This is a genomic window from Advenella kashmirensis W13003 (assembly GCF_000506985.1).
Taxonomy (GTDB): domain Bacteria; phylum Pseudomonadota; class Gammaproteobacteria; order Burkholderiales; family Burkholderiaceae_B; genus Advenella; species Advenella kashmirensis_A.
In genome coordinates this window covers 121,246-140,512 of sequence record NZ_KI650979.1, presented here as the reverse complement: position 1 = coordinate 140,512, position 19,267 = coordinate 121,246, and the positions used below count along the sequence as shown (strand labels likewise).

Genomic DNA, 19,267 nt, shown 5'->3' with positions numbered 1-19,267 from the left:
TCTGTTATGCAGCGTAAGGGCACCATGATATATGCTTTCAAGTGAATATTCAACCTGAGGCATATTTTTTGTGAAATTCGATTGCTCAGAGACGGCTGATGGCTGATGGTGTTAGCCGGGCTGAACGTGTTCTGGCATCACGTTCAGCCCGGGATAGCGTGCATTGCAGGCGGACGGGCGTGATTTATCGTGGCAATCCCAACCCCTTTTGGGCAATCAGGCTACGCTGGATTTCGTTGGTCCCTATGCTGATGACCCACATTAAGGAATGTCGCAGCATCTGCTCGAACCGGCCATCGAGTATTGCATGCTCGCTGTGCTGTGATAACAGACCGCGTTCTCCCAGCATTTCAAGCGCCGCTTCGCCAAACCGTTCCATCAGCTCGCCCGAGAATACTTTGCTCATGGCGCCGTAGTGCGGCGGCGTGACGCCGTCCTGGGCCAGTTCGGCGCAATGGAGCATCAACTGGCGTCCGGCTTCGATGTCGGCAGCCAGCTCGGCCATCATGTTTTTGATCTCGGCGTCAGGGCTGCTGCTGGTTCGATTGTATGCGTCCCGCTTAAGATAATCGAGCAACTGATTATAGGCCCGGGCAACTTTAAGCACGATGCCCCCGCCAATCAGGCCCCGTTCGTAGGACAGCGCTTCGGTCAATACCCGCCAGCCTTGGTTGATCGGCCCTATTAATGAGTCAGCCGGAATGCGCACGTTATCGTAGAAGATATTGGAGAAGCTGCCGTCATACATTGTTTTGGCGGGGTGGATCGTAATGCCTTGCGTATCCATGGGTACAATGAACATGCTGATACCCGCGTGCTTTGGCTTTGCCTGTGTATCGGTCCGGGCGGCAAGGAACATGTACTTTCCCCACCACGTTGTGGTCCAGATTTTCTGGCCGTTGATGATCCAGTCTTCACCATCCCTGACAGCAGTGGTCTGCAGCGCTGCCAGGTCAGAACCTGCCTGCGGTTCACTGTATCCCATACCGTGCATGGCCTGACCCTGCAAAATTTCCGGAAGATATTTCGCTTGTTGTGCAGGCGTGCCGAACATAATCAGGGCATTAGACTGAATACTGGCGCCCACGCGCGGCGCATCGACCCGTTCGAGTTCTTCGATCAGCGCCAGTTGCTCATGGGCGGATCCCGCCAGGCCACCCATGTGCTTCGGCCACGACAGTCCAATCCATCCTGTCGTGCCAAACGCGCGTGCAAATAAAGGGTCGTACTCACGCTGCTCGAAATTTTGCTGCTTGAAAGCGGCGCGACTGTCGGCAGACCAGTTCTGCTCAAGCCACTGCCGAACCGCCAGTCGCAGCGTATTGGCTTTCTCACCCAGATCGTATTCCGGAAGCTGCGTGAACCCGTCATTGAATAGACAGTCTGCCAGGTCAGCGCGCGCCTTGTGCCATCCGCCATTGACCGTCGTGTCGATATGAATGGTACGAAAATGCCGGGCGGCCTCGTGATCGTCTGCATATCCGTTCGCCCCATAGGTGTGGTGTATTTCAAGTGCAATCTGCTTCAGCCTGCGATTGCCGAAAGTGAGTGCGGCAGACACGAAATAGCGCCAGTTTGGGTTCTGGAAATCAAATTGCGCCGCGGCATATTCCTGAATCAACCGGGTGCCTTCCAGGTCGATAAAACAATTTGCCAGTTTGTGCTGGATCGCCTGAAAACTGCCAATGGGCCGGGAGAACTGGTGACGTACCCGGGCATACTCGATTACGTCTGAAAAGTCTTTTTCTGCTGCACCATAAGCCCGCGCAAGCAAAAACAGTTTCATGAGCAGGTGCAGGTCTTGTACCTTTGAGCCTGCCATGTTCAGAAACGCAAAGGGCGCTTGCGTTATCCTGATGTGACTGTAGCCGGTTGTGCCAAGCAATTGATCGGGGACGATAGCAGTGTGGGAATCTGCCAAATCAACAATGGCGAAGCCCGCAGCCTCATTCACATGCGTGGCGACCATCAGGTGTGTCAGAGCGGAAGCGCTTTCAATCGCATCCAGCGCAACCGTAATCGTGTCATTCCTGATGATTACTTTGGCGTCCTGTGCCTGCCTCTCCCACGCAGCGAAGCTGCAACCGATACGAGCCTCGCCCGACTGTATGGCCTGACTGAGCTCGCTCAATGCCGACCCCGCGTTACTGCAGGAAGCCAGGGACAGATTGAACAGGCTGGCGCCGGACAAAGGCACCGCGCAGGCCGCTCGTCCCAGTTCCTGCATAACCGCGCAGATTTCGCGGATATAGCCGTCCTGGGGTTCGCTGCCCAGCGTGAAGATGCCCAGATCGGCCAATCGTCTGCCGATATTCTCAGGTGCCTGCTGGCTTGCGGATGAGGCAGCATCGGTAGTCGATGCGTGTTCCTGCAAAAGCGCGCGGACAGAATCCCGCAAGAGCTGTCGCTCATGCGTGTCGAGTAATGAAATCGTGTCCATCAGTGTGATATTTCCTTCAGAATTTCGTCGGTGTGCTCGCCCAATGCAGGCACGCGCGAACGGGCAATCATTTTGCTTCGTGATAATTTATATGACTGGTTGACGACAAAGAAGGGATCGTTTTCACCGATTTGCTCCAGCACTTTGCGCTCCTGGATATGCGGGTCCTTGATGGCTTCGGCCACCGTGCGGTAACGGGAGCAGGGTACGCCGGCCGCCATGAACGTCGACTCGCATTCGGCTGCGGGGCGCAGGATCGTCCAGCGCTCGATAATCTGCAGCAGCGCGGCCCAGTTTTCCTCTTTGGCCGCCACGGTTGAAAACCGGGGGTCGGTTTTGCCTTCGGGGTACCCGACAATATCAAACAGCGTCGCCATGTTCTTGGGCGTGACCGCCGCCACCATGACGAAACCATCGCTGGAACGCACCGGCTGATATACCTGCCGGGGTTTGTCGGAAGGAAACTGGGCCGACTGCACTTCGTAAATGAGCGACCCCAGCACACAGTCGAGCAGGGACAAGTCAATGCTTTGACCCAGTCCCGTGCGCTCACGATCGAAGAGCGCCAGCAGCACAGCGGCAAAGCCGTGTGCCGAACCCAGAACGTCGGCAAGAAAGATGCCGTTGTTTGGGGGCTTCTCTGAATCGCTTTGATAGCCCATATAGGCCAGGTCATAACCCGACGACGCATGAATGACCGGCGCGTATGCGGCAGCCTGGGATAACGGGCCCGATTGGCCGAACCCTGAAATGGAACAGTAGATCAGTCGCGGATTCAGTTCCCGCAGTTGTTCGTAGTCCAGTCCCAGTCGTTGCATGACGCCTGGCCGGAAATTCTCCACTAAAATATCTGCTGTCGCGATCAGTTCGCGTGCCGTCGACTTGCCTTCCTCCGTTGTCAGGTCAAGGATAATACTGCGTTTCCCGCAATTCATGGCGGCAAAATACGTACTGCCACAGGCGCGGATCGGCGCACGATGCCTGACAATATCTCCGGCAGGAGATTCGATTTTGATGACATCTGCACCGGCGTCCGCCAGCGCCCTGGTGCACATGGGACCTGCCATGACAATGGTAAAGTCGATCACCTTGATGCCATGCAACGGGCCCTCGGAAACGCTCTTGTTTCTGTTTGTCTCGATCATAATCACCTGCTTTGAAATGATGGCATTGAAAGAACGTGCGTGCTCTCAGCACCGTTTCTCGTGTTACTGAAAGTTGGGTTTGCGCTTTTCGGCGAATGCCTTCGTGGCTTCCTTATGATCGGCCGTTTCAAACGTGACCTGTTCCAGCGCCATGGAGGCTTCCAGTATCAGATTGACCCGTTCCTTGATGACTTTATTGACCGACAGTTTGGTCCAGCGGATGGCCCAGGTGGCACCCTGAGCCAATTCCAGCGCCAGTTCCTGCGCTTTGGCCAGCACATCTTCCTGGGGTAAGGCGTAATTGATCAGGCCAATGCGCTCGGCTTCCTTGCACTTGATCATATTGCCGCGCATCAGGAATTCTTTTGCTTTGGCAACACCGACCAGTAATGGCCAGATCACCGCACCGCCGTCACCGGCAACAAGCCCGACCTTCACATGCGGATCGCCGATGCGGGCATTCTCTGCGCCGACCGTGACGTCGCAAAACAGGGCGATGGTGGCCGCCAGTCCGGCCGCATCCCCATTGATGGCACAAATAATCGGTTTGTCCAGTTCCAGAATCTGGTTGACAATGCGCCGGCTCACCATGGGATCATGGATTTCTCCATCTTCCAGGACATCGCCGCCGGGGCGCTCGGACATGGCCTTGACGTCGCCACCCACACTGAAATATTTTCCTGCGCCTGTCAGCAGGACCACGTTGACCGACATATCATCGGCCAGATCCAGCCAGATCGTTCGCAGTTCCCGGATGAGGCGCTGATTAATGGCATTGCGTGCGTCAGGCCGGTTCAGGGTCACTGTTGCGATTTTGTTTTGAATTTCAATTTTCAAATGTTGGTAATGCGAGTAGTCTGACATGGTGTCTCCAGTTTAAATAGCGCAAGTCGCTGCGTTTTTCATACGTGTCTTAGTTTATTTGGCACGTTGGTTTGTTGGTGCTACCATTGAACTATATCAAAGAGACTTTGCTTGCGCAACCTATAAAGTTGCGGTTTTTGATACGATCCGTTCTGAGCTGATCAGTTAATATGCAGAACATTTAATGCAAAAACGTTAACGGGATCAGATTGGCCAATTCAATTTTTACGGTGTTGTACGTGTATGGATAAAGAGCTAAAGCCTGTCTACAGGCCGGTGAAAACACCGCGCGCCTTCGAGAATGTATGCGACCAGATTCGCGCGCAACTGGAGTCGGGTGCCTTGCAGCATGGCGACAAGCTGCCTCCGGAACGCGAGCTGGCCGAGCGTTTCGGCGTCAGCAGAAATGTGTTGCGCGAAGCTTTGCGTAGTCTGGAAATCGCCGGGCTGATCAGTCTGAAAAAGGGTGGCACCGGTGGGTCGTTCATTACCGGTGGCGATCCCAAAATCGTCTCCAGGGCATTCAAGGATGTGCTGGTGACCGGCGGGATGACGCTCAGTGAATTCACAGAAGCGCGAATTCTGATTTTGAACGATATCATCCGCCTGGCTTGCGATCGTGCGACCGAAGAGGATTTTGTGGCGCTTGAAGAAAATATCGAACGCACCGATGAATTTACGCAGTCGGGCGACGCGAAAGGGCGGCTGGAGCTGGCCGAGGATTTTTACCGCTTATTGGCGGCGGCCGGCAAAAACAAAGTGCTGGGGGTCTCCATTGACGCGCTCACGGAAATCCTGATGCAGTTCCTGGCGTCTGCAGATAAACCGCATATTTCGCTGCTCATTGATTCACGCAAGCAATTCATGAAACATCTGCGTGCACGCGATGCCGCCAAAGCGTCCAAGGCCATGACAACCTACCTGGCAGGGTTGCATCAGCATCTTCTGACGGCGTCGGCACGAAAATCCACCCTGGCGCAGAAGCGTGCCAAGTCTTCGTGAAACGAAACGCACGATTCGCCATATCGCCGTATCGTCCTGATACGGCGAAGAGAGCATTGCTTGCGGTCAGGGCGTCGTAAATCTGATCGCTCACCACGATTGAAATAATCCATCACACAAATGCAATTCTTTTGTTGACGAAAATTTTTTTCCCTTATATCATTGGTACTACCATCGATGCATTGAAAGTAACCGGTGGTCAATCCACAAAATACAAGCGTGCATTTCAGGCGCATACATGGAGACAACAATGGTTAACAGGCGCCGATTCGCTTTGGCCTCGCTTCTTCTTGGGTTCAGTCCTGCGCACGCATTCGCACAAGCCAGGCAACCCGCTTTTCCCAGCAAACCCATACGACTGATCGTGCCGTATTCTGCGGGCGGTACAACGGACCTTCTGGCTCGTCTGATTCAGGAGCCATTGCAGCAGCGTTTCAAGCAACCTGTTGTCGTGGAAAGTATGCCTGGCGCCTCTGGCATGATCGGATTTCGCGCTACCATCAATGCCGCGCCCGATGGCCATACTTTGTTTTTCGGGAACAACGGGCCGGTATTGCTTGCACCGCAGTTGCAGGGACAAAGCGACCCGTTGAGCAAATTGACCACGCTTGGACTGATTTGCAGCGGCTCCCTGCTCCTGATGACGCATCCCTCGGTGCCGGCCAATAATGTGCAGGAATTGATCCAGTATCTGAAAGCCAATCCCGGGCGGGTGGAATATGCCAGCGCCGGCAATAATTCGCTGGGGCATTACGCCACGATGCTGTTTGCAAAAATGTCCGACACCAGCATGGTGCATATTCCCTATCAGGGCCAGGCACCCTGTACGACTGCATTGGTCAGCGGGGAAGTGAAGTTGCTGCTGACGTCGCCGTCAACCTCGATGCTGCAATTCATCGACCAGGGAAAAATCAAACTTCTGGCGGTGTCATCGGCCAAGCCCGATGCGCTGTTTGAAAACACGCCCACCATCAACTCGCAAGTGCCAAACTATGCGGTCGACTCGTGGTTCGGCATATTCGGTCCGGCGGGCATGCCGGCCGACACCGTCCGGCAAATCAATGATGCACTGACCGAGGCCGTTACCTCAGACAAACTCAAGGCTCAATTCCGTCAATTGCAATTTCAGCCAGGACAGGCAACATTGGCGGCGTTCCGGGATTCGCTGCGTAATGAGATGCATCAATGGTCCCAGACGCTGGCAACGCAACAGCAACTGACCGGTAGTGGACAATCATGATGGCGGATCATTGGCGTATCGTCCCTTCCGTACCCGTCATGAATGATACGCGCGGGCCGGCATTGAAGCATATGGGCGTCGAGTTTCTCGGTTTCCATGGCCAGGACAATGAAAGCCTGCAGGCGCGCATGGCGGTGGACGAAAGAACGAGACAGCGTTTCGGTGTGCTGCATGGTGGCGCATCAGTATTTCTGGCCGAATCGATTGGCAGCTACGCGGCGCAATTGACTATTGACTCGGCGACCCAGCGTGCCGTAGGGCTGGATATCAATGCCAACCACGTGAGTCCTGCACGATCCGGATATGTCATCGGCACGGCCACCCCGCAGCATATCGGTGGCCGCACCCAGGTCTGGGCCATTCGTATAGAAGATGAAAAAGCGCGTCTGATTTGCGTATGCCGGCTCACGATGATGATTGTCACGCTGTCCGCACAGGAACGGATGTCGGAGCCCGGCCATCACGAGTTCCTTTTGTAAAGGCGGCTGACTGCGTTTTTAGGTATCCCGTGTCTGCATTTGCGCAGGCAGGTCTTTTTACTTGTATGGCACCTATTGTGCTTAATCGATTGAAGGAATCACACTCATGCATTTAACAGAGGAAGAAGTTGCGTTTCAGGACAGCGTTCGCCGGATGGCCGAGACGCATGTCGCGCCAATTGCAGCTGAAATAGATGAAAATGACCGCTTCCCCGAGGAGCTCGTGCCGATTTACGGTGATATGGGATTATTACAACTGTGGGTGCCGGAGGAATACGGCGGGCCTGGGGCCAACCTGACCATGGTGTGCCTGGCAAGGGAAGAAATTGCCAAGCATTCCGAAACGTGCGCGCTGCTGGCCGGACTCAACTCCATGTTTGCGCTGCCGCTGATTCATTTCGGCACCCAGGAACAGAAAGACCGCATGTTGCCCCTGCTGGCCAAAGGACGTACGCTGACCGCCATTGCCCTGTCCGAGCCCGACGCAGGCTCCGACGTGAGCGCGATGCGCACCCGCGCAGTCAGGGACGGTGACCACTATGTCCTGAACGGACAAAAGCAATGGTGTTCCTTCGGCAGCGTGGCCGACTACATCATGATTTTTGCCAAGACAGACGACGGTGGAGGCGTCAGCAATATCAGTCCATTTATGGTCGATGTCAAAAACACCCCGGGCGTCACGTTCGGACGTAACGAGCGGAAAATGGGCATGAAGGGGTCCATCAACGTGCCGATTTTTCTGGAGAACGTTCGGGTTCCGGTCGAGAATATGCTGGGTGAAGAGGGCAAAGGGTTCCGTGCCGCCATGCGGGCGCTGGATCTGAACCGTCCAGCTATCGCCGCCGCCTCACTGGGATTGGCTGAAGGCGCCATGAAACTGGCGGTGGATTACGCGAGGCAGCGCAAGCAGTTCGGAAAGGCGATCGCCGAGTTTCAGGGCATTCAGTTCATGCTGGCGGACATGGCCATGCAGATTGAAGCGGCACGCGGCCTGGTCTATACCTGCGCACGCGCGGGCGACAAAGGCGACTTTGAGCAGCTTTCAATGCTTGCAAGCATGGCCAAATGCTTTGCCAGCGATATGGCCATGAAGGTGACGACTGACGCGGTACAGATTCTTGGCGGGTATGGTTATGTCAAGGACTATCCGGCCGAAAGAATGATGAGAGATGCCAAACTCAATCAGATCTTTGAAGGAACCAATCAGATCCAGCGCCTGATCATCGCACGAAATCTGCTGGCGGCGTGATCGTCATGGCCACATCGGATCTGAATATTGCGGCGCTGGCACAGCTGGCCAGTCGCTGCACGCTGGAGACCCTGCCTGATGAGGTTGTCAGGCAGGCCAAACTCTGCATTCTCGATACCATTGGCTGCATGATCGCAGGCCATCGCACGACTGAAGTGTCCATGGTTTTGCAGGCGGCTTCAAGCAGGGGAGTGCAAAAGGGCGCAAGGGGTGCCCCCGTTATTGGCACGGGCGGATCTCTGGATCCGGTAGAGGCTGCCATGGTCAATGGCTATGCGGGCGATATTCTGGAACTGAATGATCTGATTGGCGGGCACGCGAGCATTGGCAATGTGACCGCCGCGCTTGCCTGTGCTGCCGACAAAAAAATCACCGGCAGAGTTCTGCTTGAATCGGTTGTGCGCGGGATCGAAGTGACCAGCCGGATCTATTCGCGCATTTATCCAACCCTGAAACCCTTTGGTGAAGCGGGGCTGGTTCCTGTCGGGCTGCCTTCGTCGGTGGGTGCGGCTGCCGTCGTGAGTCACATTCGTGATTTGAACGGGGGACAAACAAAAGAGGCCATGGCGATTGCCGCAAGCCTTGCCGGGTGGTGTCCGGCGCAGGTGATCTTCAGACAGGGCGGCACGGTCAAACCGATGCTTTTCGGGGCGCAGCCAGCCATGACCGGCATCTCGGCAGTCAACTATGCGCTTGCCGGCATGACCGGACCTGCAGAGATACTGGACGGCGAATTTGGATATTACGCCACGGTCTCACAACCGACAGACGCACATAAAGAGCCCGGACAATCGCATTGGGCATTGGCCAGGCCTGTCCGCAAGTTGCATGCCTGTTGCGGCTATATCCATTCCACGATCGATGCGATCTCTGCATTGTCAGGCAAAGTGAAGGGCAAGCTGCCTGATTATCGGCTGGTGATTGAATTGCCGCCGTATGTGCATGCCGCCGTCTCCAAACAGAAGCCGCCCGCCACCCCGAATGAAGCCCGCTTCGACCTGGGCTATTGCGCTGCGCTTGCCGTCAATGGCCAGAGCGTGATCCTGCCGCAGCATAGCCTGGAGTTCGAAAAATACCTGAGCCTTGCGCAGACACAACAGACACGCGCACGCATCGTCATGCGAAGCAATCCTGCGCTTGCGCATTACCGGCAATGCATCGTCACGGCCGAGTCGATCGACAATCAGGAGATCTGCCGGCTGGAATTTCATACGCCTCGCGGAGGTATGGATAATGCATTGTCTGATTCTGATGTGATCGGAAAATTTCATCGTCTCGTATCCCATATGCTGACAGCAGAGCAGATCGATGACTACGTAAAACGCATGATGTCGCTTGAAGACAGTGAGCATATCGACTGGATCGGCGAGCTGGCGCGGCCAGGACCATAGACACGCAGCTTAGACACGCAGCTTGCGGTATGGCTGGAACGATTTATTCACGCAGCAAATACAACCAGACCCAGATTCCGGGAGCCACCCGGAACACTATCCAGGAGACTACAACAATGAAACTGTCAGGATCGATCGCAGCACTTTTTCTTTGCTCATCATGTGCCTGGGCGGCAGACTATCCGGCCAAGCCTATCAATTTTGTCGTGCCGTTTACGCCGGGATCAACAACGGATATTACCGCCAGGGCCATTGCCAATGCGATTGCGCCTGTGCTGGGGCAGCCGATTGTGATTGAGAACAAGCCTGGCGCAAGCGGGACAATCGGCATGCAACATGTTGCTCGAAGCGCACCCGACGGCTATACACTGGTCGTGACCAGCGCTTCAGGCACAGCGGTGCCGCCCGCCCTGTTCAAATCCATGCCCTATGACTTACTGAAGGACATGACTCCGGTTTCGTTATTGGCCAGCACGCCCTTGCTTCTGGTGGCGCGTCACGATTCACCTATCAACACGGTGCCGGCCTTGATTGAATTGAGCAAGGCACAACCGGAGAAAATGACTTATGGCGATTCGGCCGGGCTGTTCCGGCTTGCGATGGAGCAGTTCAAGCAACAGGCCGGGGTTCAGCTCACCGGCGTTCCTTATAAGGGTCCTTCAGCGGCCAGTATTGATCTGATTGGCGGCCGGCTGACGGTGATGCCCGATTCAATGGGCGCCGCCATGGTCAATATTCAGTCGGGGCGCATCAAGCCGCTAGCCATTCTGAGCGGCAAAAGAATCGCTTCATTAAAGCAAACGCCGACGATGCTGGAGCTGGGCTACAAAGGGTTCGACTTCAACGGCTGGATCGGATTGCTGGCGCCGGCGGGTACGCCGGATGAAATTATTCAAAAATTGAATCTTGCCGTGGCGGGTGCAGTCAAAGAAGACAGCATCAAAAAGCAGTTTTCGTCGGTGGGGATTGAGCCTGTGTCCAGTAGTTCAAAAGAATACGGAGACTTGCTCAGGCGTGATATCGATCGCTATCAAAAAATTGCAGACGCGGCCGGGATTGCCAGGCAATAGCGGGCGGCACGCCAGTGCACGCCCGCGTCAGGGGAGTGACGCACGGGCGTTGATCAGGCGTCCGGTTGCGCGGCCGGTGCCGCGTCGATGAAGGCGGACAGTGCGCTGCATGTTTTATCCACGGCGCAGATCAAAGGCCATTGACTCATGTCCACACCAAAGCGGCGTGCGCCCTCAATCTGCGGGATGAGATAAACATCGGCCAAAGAGGGGTGCGTGCCGAAACAAAATCCCTGGCGTTGCGAGTCCTGGGAGAGCAGGGTCTCTATGGCATCGAAACCGGCAGTGATCCAGTGACCACACCAGGCGTTAATCGCCGCCTCGTCCTGGCCAAACTGCTGGCGCAGGTATTGCAAGATACGCCGGTTATTGATTGGATGAATATCACACCCGATCATGGCTGCCAGTGCCCGCACATGGGCCCGCTCTTCTGGATTTGTCGGGAGCAGGGCGGGCTCGGGGTGGCGCTCTTCCAGCCATTCAATAATGGCGGGAGACTGAATCAGCGTGATGCCATCATCCAGTTGCAGCGCGGGCACCAATCCCTGTGGGTTGATCTGTTTATACGGAGCCTGGGCTTGCGCGTCCACGCGCAGGTCGACCGGCACATATTCTGGCGTCAGGCCCTTCAGATTGAGTGCAATGCGCAGGCGATGTGATGTTCCGCTACGAAAAAAGCTGTAGATTTTCATATTATTCCTTCTGGCCAGGATTGTGTTGTTGCGCCATTTATGCCGGCTGGCCAACAGTCAATTGGATGTCACATACTGCTTCCACGCGCCCGCTTATCTGGTCACCAGGAACCACGGCACCTACTCCTTCCGGTGTCCCCGTGTAGATCAGGTCGCCCGGCTGCAGATGGTAAAACTGGGAAAGATCAGCAATGATTTCACGCACATTCCAAATGAGTTTATCGATATCGGACTGTTGTTTCACCTGGCCGTTGATGGACAGTTCGATGGCGCCGCTCTCAATGATTTTGCCGGGCATGGGTACGATTTCGGATGCGACGGATGACTGCTCTACGTCTTTGCCCAGATCCCATGGGCGTCCTTTGTCGCGTGCCACCAACTGCAGATCGCGCCGCGTCATGTCCAGACCGCAGCCATAACCGTAAATAATTTCATGCGCCTGTTCAGCCGGAACACGGAAACCGGTTTTGCCGATGGCGACCACCAATTCCATTTCGAAATGGTAGTTGCCTGTTTCAGGGGGGTACGCTACGGTGGCACCGGACTGGGTTAACGTCTGCGGGCTTTTGGTGAAGTAAAAAGGGCGCTCGACGCTTTTGTCCACCGGTTTGCCCATTTCAGCCGCATGCGCGTGGTAATTGCGACCGACGAAGAACAGGCGGTTGATGGGCAGGCGCTGGTCACTGCCGCGTACCGGCAGGGAGGGAACAGGGGAGGGTGTCCAAAGGTAAGAAACGTGAGTCATGAAATATCCAGTCGAAAACAGGGAGCGAGCCGCGCTAACGGTTCGTGTTAAAAAAATGGCCGGACAGCTCGAGCCTACCCGGCCCGGCTGTCACTGCGCGTCAAATTGTTCGCGATAAGCGTGAACGGCCTCAAAAATAGGGGTGTCACTGAAGCGGAACAGATCGAGTGACGCATGATCAGCGTCGCATGTCGCGGTAAAGGGTTGCCATGATGGCACCACAAACAGGTCGCCCCGACGTACGTTCCATTGACGCTCGCCAACCGTGACAAGCCCAGCGCCATCAAAGACCTGGAACACAGAGGAACCCACTTCGCGTTTGGTCCGGCTTTGGGCGCCTGCGCGCAAACGATGCATCTCACATCGCATGGTGGGCAGCACATCGCGGCCATTGGTCGGGTTCGAGTACCGTACTGCCGCATGGCCGGGGCTGAGGGTGGCTTCATATCCTTCGGCTTCAAGGGTCAGCTGCTCGTTCAATGCCCGGTCTGTGTCTTGCCAGCGATAGGCCAGCATGGGCGTGACCGGCAGGTCTTCGAGCCGCGAGACGGGACGCAGGCCGGGATGCGCCCAGAGGCGCTCGGAACGGGACAGGTCCGGTTTGATATATTCACCTGGATCCAGCGTGTCACGTCCGGTTTCGAAGAACTGCGATTCGGTGTAGTGGGCAAAGGGGATATCCAGACCATCGATCCAGGCCATCGGTTGCGTGGTTGCGTTATGGTGCGCGTGCCAGGCCCAGGCGCCTTGCGGTAGAAAATCGCCGCGCGACATGCGCACCGAATCACCGTTGACCACGGTCCATACGCCTTCGCCTTCAACGACAAAACGAAAGGCATGCTGGGTATGACGGTGTTCCGGCGCATTTTCCCCCGGCATCAAATACTGGATAGCGGCCCATAGTGTGGGAGTAGCAAACGGGCGACCTCCCAGTCCGGGATTGGCCAGCGCAATGGCGCGGCGTTCACCGCCCCGTCCCACGGGGACGATACGGCCTGCTTCATCTGCCAGTTGCACCAATGCGTCCCAATGCCACAAATGGGCGCTGGCGCGGCTTTTGGGATTCACCGGCATCAGGTCGCCGATTTCTGTCCACAAGGGTACCAGCATCTCGCGTTCAAAGCCGCGATATAACTGCTCCAGCGCCGGTGTCGGCTCCGGCTGGCCGGGAGCAGAAATGGCTTTTAAACGAACGGGAGAGGGAATGGCGTTGATCACATTCATGATAATTGCTCCTGTCTTCAGTCCAGGCTGATGCCTGCTTTTTGAATCAAACTCTGGTACGTCGCTGATTTCTGGTCAAGGCGCTTGCGCAGCTCCGTCAGGCTCCAGTCCAATGGCTCGAATGCAAACGTATCGAAGCGCTTGCGCACATCGGGGTCTGCCAGCACCTTGGCAATGTCCGTATGGATTTTGTCGCGGATGGCGTCAGGCACCCCTTTGGGAGCAACCAGGGAGACGATGGAATTGACATCCAGTTCGGCAGGGCCGCCCGATTCGGCAACGGTTGGAATGTCCGGGTAAAGCTTATTACGTTGCGGGGCGGCGATGGCGAGATAGCGCAATTTGCCGTTGCTGCTGGACGGAATGGTGCCGAAGGCCCAGTCAACCTCGCCGGTGGCAACCGATGTATACAACTGGCTGACTTCCTTGTACGGAATATGCAGCATTTTTGTGCCGGTCAGCGAGCTGAGCCATTCGCCACCCAGATGCCCCGGGCTGCCGACAAACCACGAGCCATAGGTTACGGCATCCGGCTTGGCTTTCGCGGCATTGAGCAGATCGGTCACGGTCTTCCAGGGCGATTCCTTGCTGACTGCGATCATGAAGGAGGTATAAAACAGCGGCGCGACCAGATCAAATTTTTCCAGGGGAACATAATGGCGCGATTTATACAGGTGTGGCAGGGCGGCGATATGTTCACTGTCCAGCTGCAGAAGCGAGTAGCCATCGGGACGTTGTCTGCTGACGGCTTCCAGGGCAATGAATCCGCCGCCGCCCGGCCGGTTTTCAACCACCACAGGCTGCTTCCATAATTTGCCGAGTGCCTGACCCACAATGCGCAGCACGACATCAGGGCCACTGCCAATGGAAAAAGCGGTGTACAGCGTGACGGGCTTTTCCGGGAAATTCTGCGGCTGCGGCTGCGCCTGTGCGGCGCTGCCTATGCAGGCTGCAACGAGCGCGGCTGCCAGCACAGTGCGGCGTTTGCGAAAGAACATGGCTTGTCTCCTGATGTCATATTATGAGTGGGCGTCATTTTCAAAGGCGAGTGCCCTGCATGCAGTTGTCGGCGTTCCAGCCATACAGCCATTGCAGGTTGTCATAAAAGCGTGATTGGGGCGCGTCTTTCCATAAGGAATTGCGCACGGCGCGTTCTACACCCGCTGCGTGGTAAATGCGGCCCATTTCACGAGTAGACCAGACGACCCGCGCGCTGCGTGGGATACGCAGGGATTCATAAAGCTTGAATGCGGCAGGCAGATCAGACTGGCACTGTTCAACCGACAAGCCCAGCGTCACCGCGTCCTCCAGTGCCATACATGCGCCCTGGGCCATGTACTGCGACATGGGATGCGCGGCATCGCCCAGCAGCGTGGCGCGACCAAAACTCCATTGACCTACCGGTTCACGGTCCGCTGTCGCCCAGCGGCGCCAGGAATCAGGCAAATCCAGCAATTGTCTCGGGCGGGCATGAATGCCTTCAAAATAAGACAAGACTTCTTCTTTGCTGCCGTCGCGTGCGCCCCATTCCTCCTGCTCCCGGCTGTGAAATGTCACGACCAGGTTGTATTGCTCGCCGCCGCGTAACGGGTAATGGACAAGATGGCAACGCGGGCCGGCCCACAATACCGGCGCGTTGATCCGCAAATCCTCGGGCATGTTTTCTTTGTCGACCACCGCGCGGTAAACGACATGTCCGGTTACGCGCGGTGCGCCGCCGATAAGATGATCGCGCACGACCGATTTGACGCCATCACAGCCAATGACGGCATCTGCCTGGTAGATATTGCCTTCGTCATCGCTCACCTGCGCATAGGCATCAGTCTGCGTAAATGCGTTGATCCGGGTCGATGTGCGAAATGAGATGAGGGGGTCGTTCCTGACGCCATCCAGGATGGCGCCATGAATGTCGGCACGGTGAATGACTGCATAGGGTCCATTAAAACGCTCACGAAAGGCTTGATCCGTCTGAATCCTGATGATCTCGGTATTGTCGACGGCGTCCATCATGATGATGTGGTCGGTAAATACGGCGCGTTGTCTGGCGGCCTGGCCAACGCCGAGCGCATCAAGCGCGGAAAAGGCATTGGGCCCCAACTGAATGCCTGCGCCGATCTCTCCGATCTCCGAAGCTTGTTCCAGCAACTGCACCCGGATGCCCTGGCGGGTCAGCGCCAACGCGGCTGCCAGACCGCCAATGCCGCCACCTACGACAATGGCGGTGCGCGTGTTTTTGGTCGTCACGATGATTTCCTCCTTTCACCCAACGTTTTGATGTTCCGCTATTATGACGTCATTGATATATGAATTAAAATGAAATAATATTATTATCCATATTAAATATCGTATACCAGGTTTCCTCATGGATTGGACTCATCGCTTGCGGCTGCGCCATGTGAAAATGTTGCTTAGTCTGGCACAGACACACAATATCAGCCATTCGGCTGTCAAACTCCATACCACGCAGCCGGGCCTGTCGAAATGGCTCAAAGATCTTGAGGATGACATCGGCCTGCCCCTGTTCGAGCGCCATGCCCGGGGCCTGATCCCCACGCCGTACGGGGAAATGCTCATCGCCCACGCCCGCCGTATCGACGTGCAGCTTGATCGCGCCAGTAGTGATATGGAAGCGCTGCGGGAAGGGGGCAGCGGCCGGGTGATGATCGGCGCCAGTGGCGTTGCCGCCTCCGATACTGTACCCATCGCCATTATGCGTCTGCTGGAGCGAATGCCCAAGGCCCGTGTCAGCCTGATGGAAGGCACCACCGACAGGCTGATCGCACAGCTGGAGGAAGGCGGCCTGGATATCGTGCTTGGGCGCGCCGATCTGGCTTTGGGGGCGCCCACCGTAGACAAGGAAACCCTTTTTTTTGACGGTATTCATCTGGTGGTGCGCCCAGGTCATCCGCTGCTCAATGCAGGGCCGTTGCGCTGGTCGGATCTGCGTGCCTATCGCTGGATCGTCTGGCCCAAGGGCACGCCGGTGCGCAATGCGCTCGATAGCGCTTTGGCAACCGCCAGACAGATCATTCCGCAGGACTGCCTGGAAACCAATTCTGTCACGGCCAACCTGACCTTGCTGAACAAAAGCAATATGATCGGCGTGGCATCGCATCGGGCTGCCCTGCGGCTGGCTGAAATGAACACGTTGCGCATCCTGCCGCTTGATCTGCCTGGAGCTGGGGCTGTCACCATGTATTGGAATACCGATGCGTTTATGTCGCACGCCGTACAGCTTGCGATGGACTGTCTGCGGGAAACCGTGAAGGAGTATGAAACCGACTCAGGCCACAGGGTGAAGTGATATGGCCTATGTGATTGGCCGATTCTTGTCTCTGTTCAATGAATCATTGTTCTTCTAGCATTGAGGTCGGGGCTCAATCGAGCCCATTCAATGACCGAATCCGGAGTGATGTATGAATACCCTTCGCCTGTCCTACTGGACACTCTCGCCCGAGGCTTATCGCGGGTTGGCCGCCACCAAGAAAGCGCTGGAAACCAGCAGCCTGGGCAAACAACTGATCGGGCTGGTGTGGTTGCGCATGTCGCAGATCAACGGTTGTGCGTTTTGTCTGGAAATGCATACGAAAGAATTGCGTGCGGGTGAGATTGCAACGGCCAAGCTCGATAGCGTGGCTGGGTGGCATGCAAGCGCGCATTTCACTGAGCGTGAGCGTGCGGCACTGGCGTGGACTGAAGCGCTGACACATGTGGACAGGACACATGCACCGGATGCAGATTATGAACCGCTCAAAGCGCATTTCAGCGATACGGAGATCGCTGATCTGACATTTGCCATTGCACTGATGAGCGCGTTCAACCGGCTTGCTATCGGCATGCGCCAATAGCATATAAATGGCGGCAGCCCTTGCAAGGGCTGCCGCCAACAATGACGCCTGGTTCGCTATTACGCCTGGCTTACCGCAAGGCGCTGCTTGCGTTTGGCAAGTGCCCGTCCGGCAACTACGATGACCACGGCGCCGATGGCTTCAGCAGCCAGCTTCATGGCAGTAGATGGCTCGCCGAACCGTTCGACGATCACGATATCTGTGATCAACATACCACCGGCGATCCAGCCCAGCAGTGCCGCGCCGAAGATAACCACGCTTGGAAAACGGTCGATCAGTTTCAGAACCAGCGTGCTGCCCCAGATGATGATCGGCACGCTGATAACCAGTCCGAAGATCACCAGGCCGATCTGATGGCTCGGGTCTGCGCCCTGGGCCGCACCGGCAATGGCAATCACGTTGTCCAGGCTCATCACAAAGTCGGCAATCAGAATGGTCTTGAACGCCGAAAAGATAGTCGTGCCGCCGTTGATCTTGCCATGCGAATCATCTTCGGGAATCAGCAGTTTGATACCGATCCAGACCAGCAGCAGGGCGCCGACGATTTTCAGGAAAGGAACGGACAGTAAAGTCAAAGCGAACGCGATGAGCGCGACCCGCAGGATAATGGCTCCGGCGGTACCCCACAAAATACCCTGCATTCGCTGTTTTGGCGGCAGGTTGCGGCAGGCCAGGGCAATCACAACTGCGTTATCGCCGCCGAGCAGTATGTCAATGAGAATAATCTGAAAAACGGCTGTCCAACTGAGCGTCTGTAAAAGTTCAAGCATAAGTCACCATGAATCCGTCAAATTTGTCGTTGAAGTGGAACGGATCGGGACGCCTGGCCTGCCTGCCCTTGAAGGCTTGCGGCAAATTCGAGAGTAGCGTCAGACAAAAAAACGGCCTGATCCGCAAGGACACAGGCCACCTTTTTTCAGAGGATGCACCTTGCCCTTGATGGCAAGGTCTTGCTGCAACATGAGCATGTTGCCCGGGCACCGGGATGTCTTATGACAACCGTAATGACGATGCGGCGGAAAGAGAGCTACTCCCCTTGATTCCGTAAGTATAGCGGGGCAGGGCGGTATGTCAAGCTATTTTTCCAAAATATGTTCGTTCATTTTTCTGCACTGGAGAGGGAGAGCGGCGGTCAACGGTCTGATTGCGAGTTCCAGAATATGAACGCAATGAGATTATGCGGAAAAAGAATCGGCGTAAAATAATGCCAAGATTAATTCGACCGCAGGATCACCACATGTTTCCCAAAAGACTTACCGAAGGCTATGTTTCATTTCTTCATGGCCGGCTTGAACGAGAACGGGCCCGCTACGAGACGCTCGCCGAAAAGGGCCAGCATCCTGAAATCATGGTTATCGGCTGTGGTGATTCGCGGGTTGCGCCAGAAACCATCTTTGATGCAGGCCCCGGCGAAATGTTTGTGGTGCGCAATATTGCCAATCTGGTGCCGCCCTGCGAGCCGGATGTCGACACCTCGTATCACGGCACCAGTGCCGCCATTGAATTTGGCGTCAATGCGCTCAAAGTCAAACACATCGTGGTCATGGGCCATGCCAGTTGCGGTGGCGTTGCCGCTTTTGCCAACAAGTCGGCGCCCCTGTCCAAGCGCGATTTCATCGGCAAATGGATGTCGCAAATCGCGCCGGTTGTCGATCGACTGGGGCCGCCCACCGAAGACCATCAGGGCTGGATCCGGCAGCTGGAATGGGCCGTGGTCGAATACAGCCTGAACAATTTGATGACCTTTCCGGCGGTGCGCGAGCGTGTGCAGGATGGATCGCTGACCCTGCATGGCGCCTATTTTGGTGTCGCAACAGGCCTGCTGTTTGTGCGTGATCCGGAATCAGGGGAGTTCAACGCATATACGGAATGACTAAG

The 19,267-nt window shown here is 56.0% G+C and carries 18 protein-coding genes; 9 read left to right on the top strand and 9 right to left on the bottom strand.

Annotation, left to right across the window (positions count from 1 at the left end):
* Positions 1–184: 184 nt before the first annotated feature.
* The 3 genes from W822_RS24880 to W822_RS0123040 form a co-directional block, all read right to left on the bottom strand.
* The gene (locus W822_RS24880) at positions 185–2,440 is read right to left on the bottom strand and encodes an acyl-CoA dehydrogenase family protein (RefSeq protein WP_024003199.1); all 2,256 of its coding nucleotides are present in this window, start codon (positions 2,438–2,440) and stop codon (positions 185–187) included.
* The gene (locus W822_RS24875) at positions 2,440–3,585 is read right to left on the bottom strand and encodes a CaiB/BaiF CoA transferase family protein (RefSeq protein WP_024003198.1); all 1,146 of its coding nucleotides are present in this window, start codon (positions 3,583–3,585) and stop codon (positions 2,440–2,442) included. The genes W822_RS24880 and W822_RS24875 overlap by 1 nt, the downstream gene beginning before the upstream one ends.
* 63 nt (positions 3,586–3,648) lie before the next feature.
* The gene (locus W822_RS0123040; protein WP_031241955.1) at positions 3,649–4,449 is read right to left on the bottom strand and encodes an enoyl-CoA hydratase/isomerase family protein; all 801 of its coding nucleotides are present in this window, start codon (positions 4,447–4,449) and stop codon (positions 3,649–3,651) included.
* 243 nt (positions 4,450–4,692) lie between these two features.
* Between W822_RS0123040 and W822_RS24870 the strand changes: the two genes are divergently transcribed.
* The 6 genes from W822_RS24870 to W822_RS24845 all read left to right on the top strand — a co-directional run bounded on the left by W822_RS24870 (position 4,693) and on the right by W822_RS24845 (position 10,880).
* On the top strand, positions 4,693–5,451 hold the full coding sequence (locus W822_RS24870; protein ID WP_024003197.1) for a FadR/GntR family transcriptional regulator: 759 nt from the start codon (positions 4,693–4,695) through the stop codon (positions 5,449–5,451).
* A 250-nt stretch (positions 5,452–5,701) separates the two neighbouring features.
* Positions 5,702–6,691 carry a Bug family tripartite tricarboxylate transporter substrate binding protein gene (locus W822_RS24865; protein ID WP_024003196.1) on the top strand — a complete coding sequence of 330 codons (990 nt, stop codon included), beginning with the start codon at positions 5,702–5,704 and terminating at the stop codon, positions 6,689–6,691.
* Complete coding sequence (locus W822_RS24860) at positions 6,688–7,170, top strand: hotdog fold thioesterase (RefSeq protein WP_367379352.1); 483 nt, start codon at positions 6,688–6,690, stop codon at positions 7,168–7,170. The genes W822_RS24865 and W822_RS24860 overlap by 4 nt, the downstream gene beginning before the upstream one ends.
* A gap of 106 nt (positions 7,171–7,276) precedes the next feature.
* Positions 7,277–8,419 carry an acyl-CoA dehydrogenase family protein gene (locus W822_RS24855; protein ID WP_024003194.1) on the top strand — a complete coding sequence of 381 codons (1,143 nt, stop codon included), beginning with the start codon at positions 7,277–7,279 and terminating at the stop codon, positions 8,417–8,419.
* 5 nt (positions 8,420–8,424) lie between these two features.
* Positions 8,425–9,810 (top strand): MmgE/PrpD family protein, encoded by a 1,386-nt coding sequence (locus W822_RS24850; protein ID WP_024003193.1) that lies wholly within the window; start codon positions 8,425–8,427, stop codon positions 9,808–9,810.
* Between the two features lie 116 nt (positions 9,811–9,926).
* A complete protein-coding gene (locus tag W822_RS24845) occupies positions 9,927–10,880 on the top strand; it encodes a Bug family tripartite tricarboxylate transporter substrate binding protein (protein ID WP_024003192.1) in 954 nt (317 codons plus the stop codon).
* A gap of 53 nt (positions 10,881–10,933) precedes the next feature.
* On the opposite strand, the gene maiA is transcribed toward W822_RS24845, so the two are convergent.
* The 5 genes from maiA to W822_RS24820 form a co-directional block, all read right to left on the bottom strand.
* Positions 10,934–11,572 (bottom strand): maleylacetoacetate isomerase, encoded by a 639-nt coding sequence (gene maiA / locus W822_RS24840; RefSeq protein ID WP_024003191.1) that lies wholly within the window; start codon positions 11,570–11,572, stop codon positions 10,934–10,936.
* A 37-nt stretch (positions 11,573–11,609) separates the two neighbouring features.
* A complete protein-coding gene (locus tag W822_RS24835) occupies positions 11,610–12,317 on the bottom strand; it encodes a fumarylacetoacetate hydrolase family protein (RefSeq protein ID WP_024003190.1) in 708 nt (235 codons plus the stop codon).
* A 90-nt stretch (positions 12,318–12,407) separates the two neighbouring features.
* Entirely contained in the window at positions 12,408–13,541 is a 1,134-nt protein-coding gene (locus W822_RS24830) for a cupin domain-containing protein (RefSeq protein ID WP_024003189.1), read from the bottom strand.
* Between the two features lie 17 nt (positions 13,542–13,558).
* Positions 13,559–14,539: a Bug family tripartite tricarboxylate transporter substrate binding protein gene (locus W822_RS24825; protein ID WP_024003188.1), complete on the bottom strand. Its 981-nt coding sequence runs from the start codon at positions 14,537–14,539 to the stop codon at positions 13,559–13,561.
* Positions 14,540–14,579: 40 nt separating this feature from the next.
* Complete coding sequence (locus tag W822_RS24820) at positions 14,580–15,788, bottom strand: 3-hydroxybenzoate 6-monooxygenase (protein WP_031241952.1); 1,209 nt, start codon at positions 15,786–15,788, stop codon at positions 14,580–14,582.
* 115 nt (positions 15,789–15,903) lie between these two features.
* Between W822_RS24820 and W822_RS24815 the strand changes: the two genes are divergently transcribed.
* Together W822_RS24815 and W822_RS24810 are read left to right on the top strand one after the other, a co-directional pair.
* Positions 15,904–16,845, top strand: a complete 942-nt coding sequence (locus W822_RS24815) for a LysR family transcriptional regulator (protein ID WP_024003186.1) — start codon at positions 15,904–15,906, stop codon at positions 16,843–16,845.
* A 112-nt stretch (positions 16,846–16,957) separates the two neighbouring features.
* Positions 16,958–17,389: a carboxymuconolactone decarboxylase family protein gene (locus tag W822_RS24810; protein ID WP_024003185.1), complete on the top strand. Its 432-nt coding sequence runs from the start codon at positions 16,958–16,960 to the stop codon at positions 17,387–17,389.
* Positions 17,390–17,448: 59 nt separating this feature from the next.
* On the opposite strand, the gene W822_RS24805 is transcribed toward W822_RS24810, so the two are convergent.
* Positions 17,449–18,159: a TerC family protein gene (locus W822_RS24805; RefSeq protein WP_024003184.1), complete on the bottom strand. Its 711-nt coding sequence runs from the start codon at positions 18,157–18,159 to the stop codon at positions 17,449–17,451.
* A gap of 467 nt (positions 18,160–18,626) precedes the next feature.
* Between W822_RS24805 and W822_RS24800 the strand changes: the two genes are divergently transcribed.
* A complete protein-coding gene (locus W822_RS24800; protein WP_024003182.1) occupies positions 18,627–19,262 on the top strand; it encodes a carbonic anhydrase in 636 nt (211 codons plus the stop codon).
* Positions 19,263–19,267 lie beyond the last annotated feature (5 nt).

What these genes read in the sequence shown, in the direction of transcription:
- W822_RS24880 (WP_024003199.1), bottom strand. Translation starts at nt 2,440, where the DNA reads ATGGACACGATTTCATTACTCGACACGCATGAGCGACAGCTCTTGCGG.
- W822_RS24875 (WP_024003198.1), bottom strand. Translation starts at nt 3,585, where the DNA reads ATGATCGAGACAAACAGAAACAAGAGCGTTTCCGAGGGCCCGTTGCAT.
- W822_RS0123040 (WP_031241955.1), bottom strand. Translation starts at nt 4,449, where the DNA reads ATGTCAGACTACTCGCATTACCAACATTTGAAAATTGAAATTCAAAAC.
- W822_RS24870 (WP_024003197.1), top strand. Translation starts at nt 4,693, where the DNA reads ATGGATAAAGAGCTAAAGCCTGTCTACAGGCCGGTGAAAACACCGCGC.
- W822_RS24865 (WP_024003196.1), top strand. Translation starts at nt 5,702, where the DNA reads ATGGTTAACAGGCGCCGATTCGCTTTGGCCTCGCTTCTTCTTGGGTTC.
- W822_RS24860 (WP_367379352.1), top strand. Translation starts at nt 6,688, where the DNA reads ATGATGGCGGATCATTGGCGTATCGTCCCTTCCGTACCCGTCATGAAT.
- W822_RS24855 (WP_024003194.1), top strand. Translation starts at nt 7,277, where the DNA reads ATGCATTTAACAGAGGAAGAAGTTGCGTTTCAGGACAGCGTTCGCCGG.
- W822_RS24850 (WP_024003193.1), top strand. Translation starts at nt 8,425, where the DNA reads ATGGCCACATCGGATCTGAATATTGCGGCGCTGGCACAGCTGGCCAGT.
- W822_RS24845 (WP_024003192.1), top strand. Translation starts at nt 9,927, where the DNA reads ATGAAACTGTCAGGATCGATCGCAGCACTTTTTCTTTGCTCATCATGT.
- maiA (WP_024003191.1), bottom strand. Translation starts at nt 11,572, where the DNA reads ATGAAAATCTACAGCTTTTTTCGTAGCGGAACATCACATCGCCTGCGC.
- W822_RS24835 (WP_024003190.1), bottom strand. Translation starts at nt 12,317, where the DNA reads ATGACTCACGTTTCTTACCTTTGGACACCCTCCCCTGTTCCCTCCCTG.
- W822_RS24830 (WP_024003189.1), bottom strand. Translation starts at nt 13,541, where the DNA reads ATGAATGTGATCAACGCCATTCCCTCTCCCGTTCGTTTAAAAGCCATT.
- W822_RS24825 (WP_024003188.1), bottom strand. Translation starts at nt 14,539, where the DNA reads ATGTTCTTTCGCAAACGCCGCACTGTGCTGGCAGCCGCGCTCGTTGCA.
- W822_RS24815 (WP_024003186.1), top strand. Translation starts at nt 15,904, where the DNA reads ATGGATTGGACTCATCGCTTGCGGCTGCGCCATGTGAAAATGTTGCTT.
- W822_RS24810 (WP_024003185.1), top strand. Translation starts at nt 16,958, where the DNA reads ATGAATACCCTTCGCCTGTCCTACTGGACACTCTCGCCCGAGGCTTAT.
- W822_RS24805 (WP_024003184.1), bottom strand. Translation starts at nt 18,159, where the DNA reads ATGCTTGAACTTTTACAGACGCTCAGTTGGACAGCCGTTTTTCAGATT.
- W822_RS24800 (WP_024003182.1), top strand. Translation starts at nt 18,627, where the DNA reads ATGTTTCCCAAAAGACTTACCGAAGGCTATGTTTCATTTCTTCATGGC.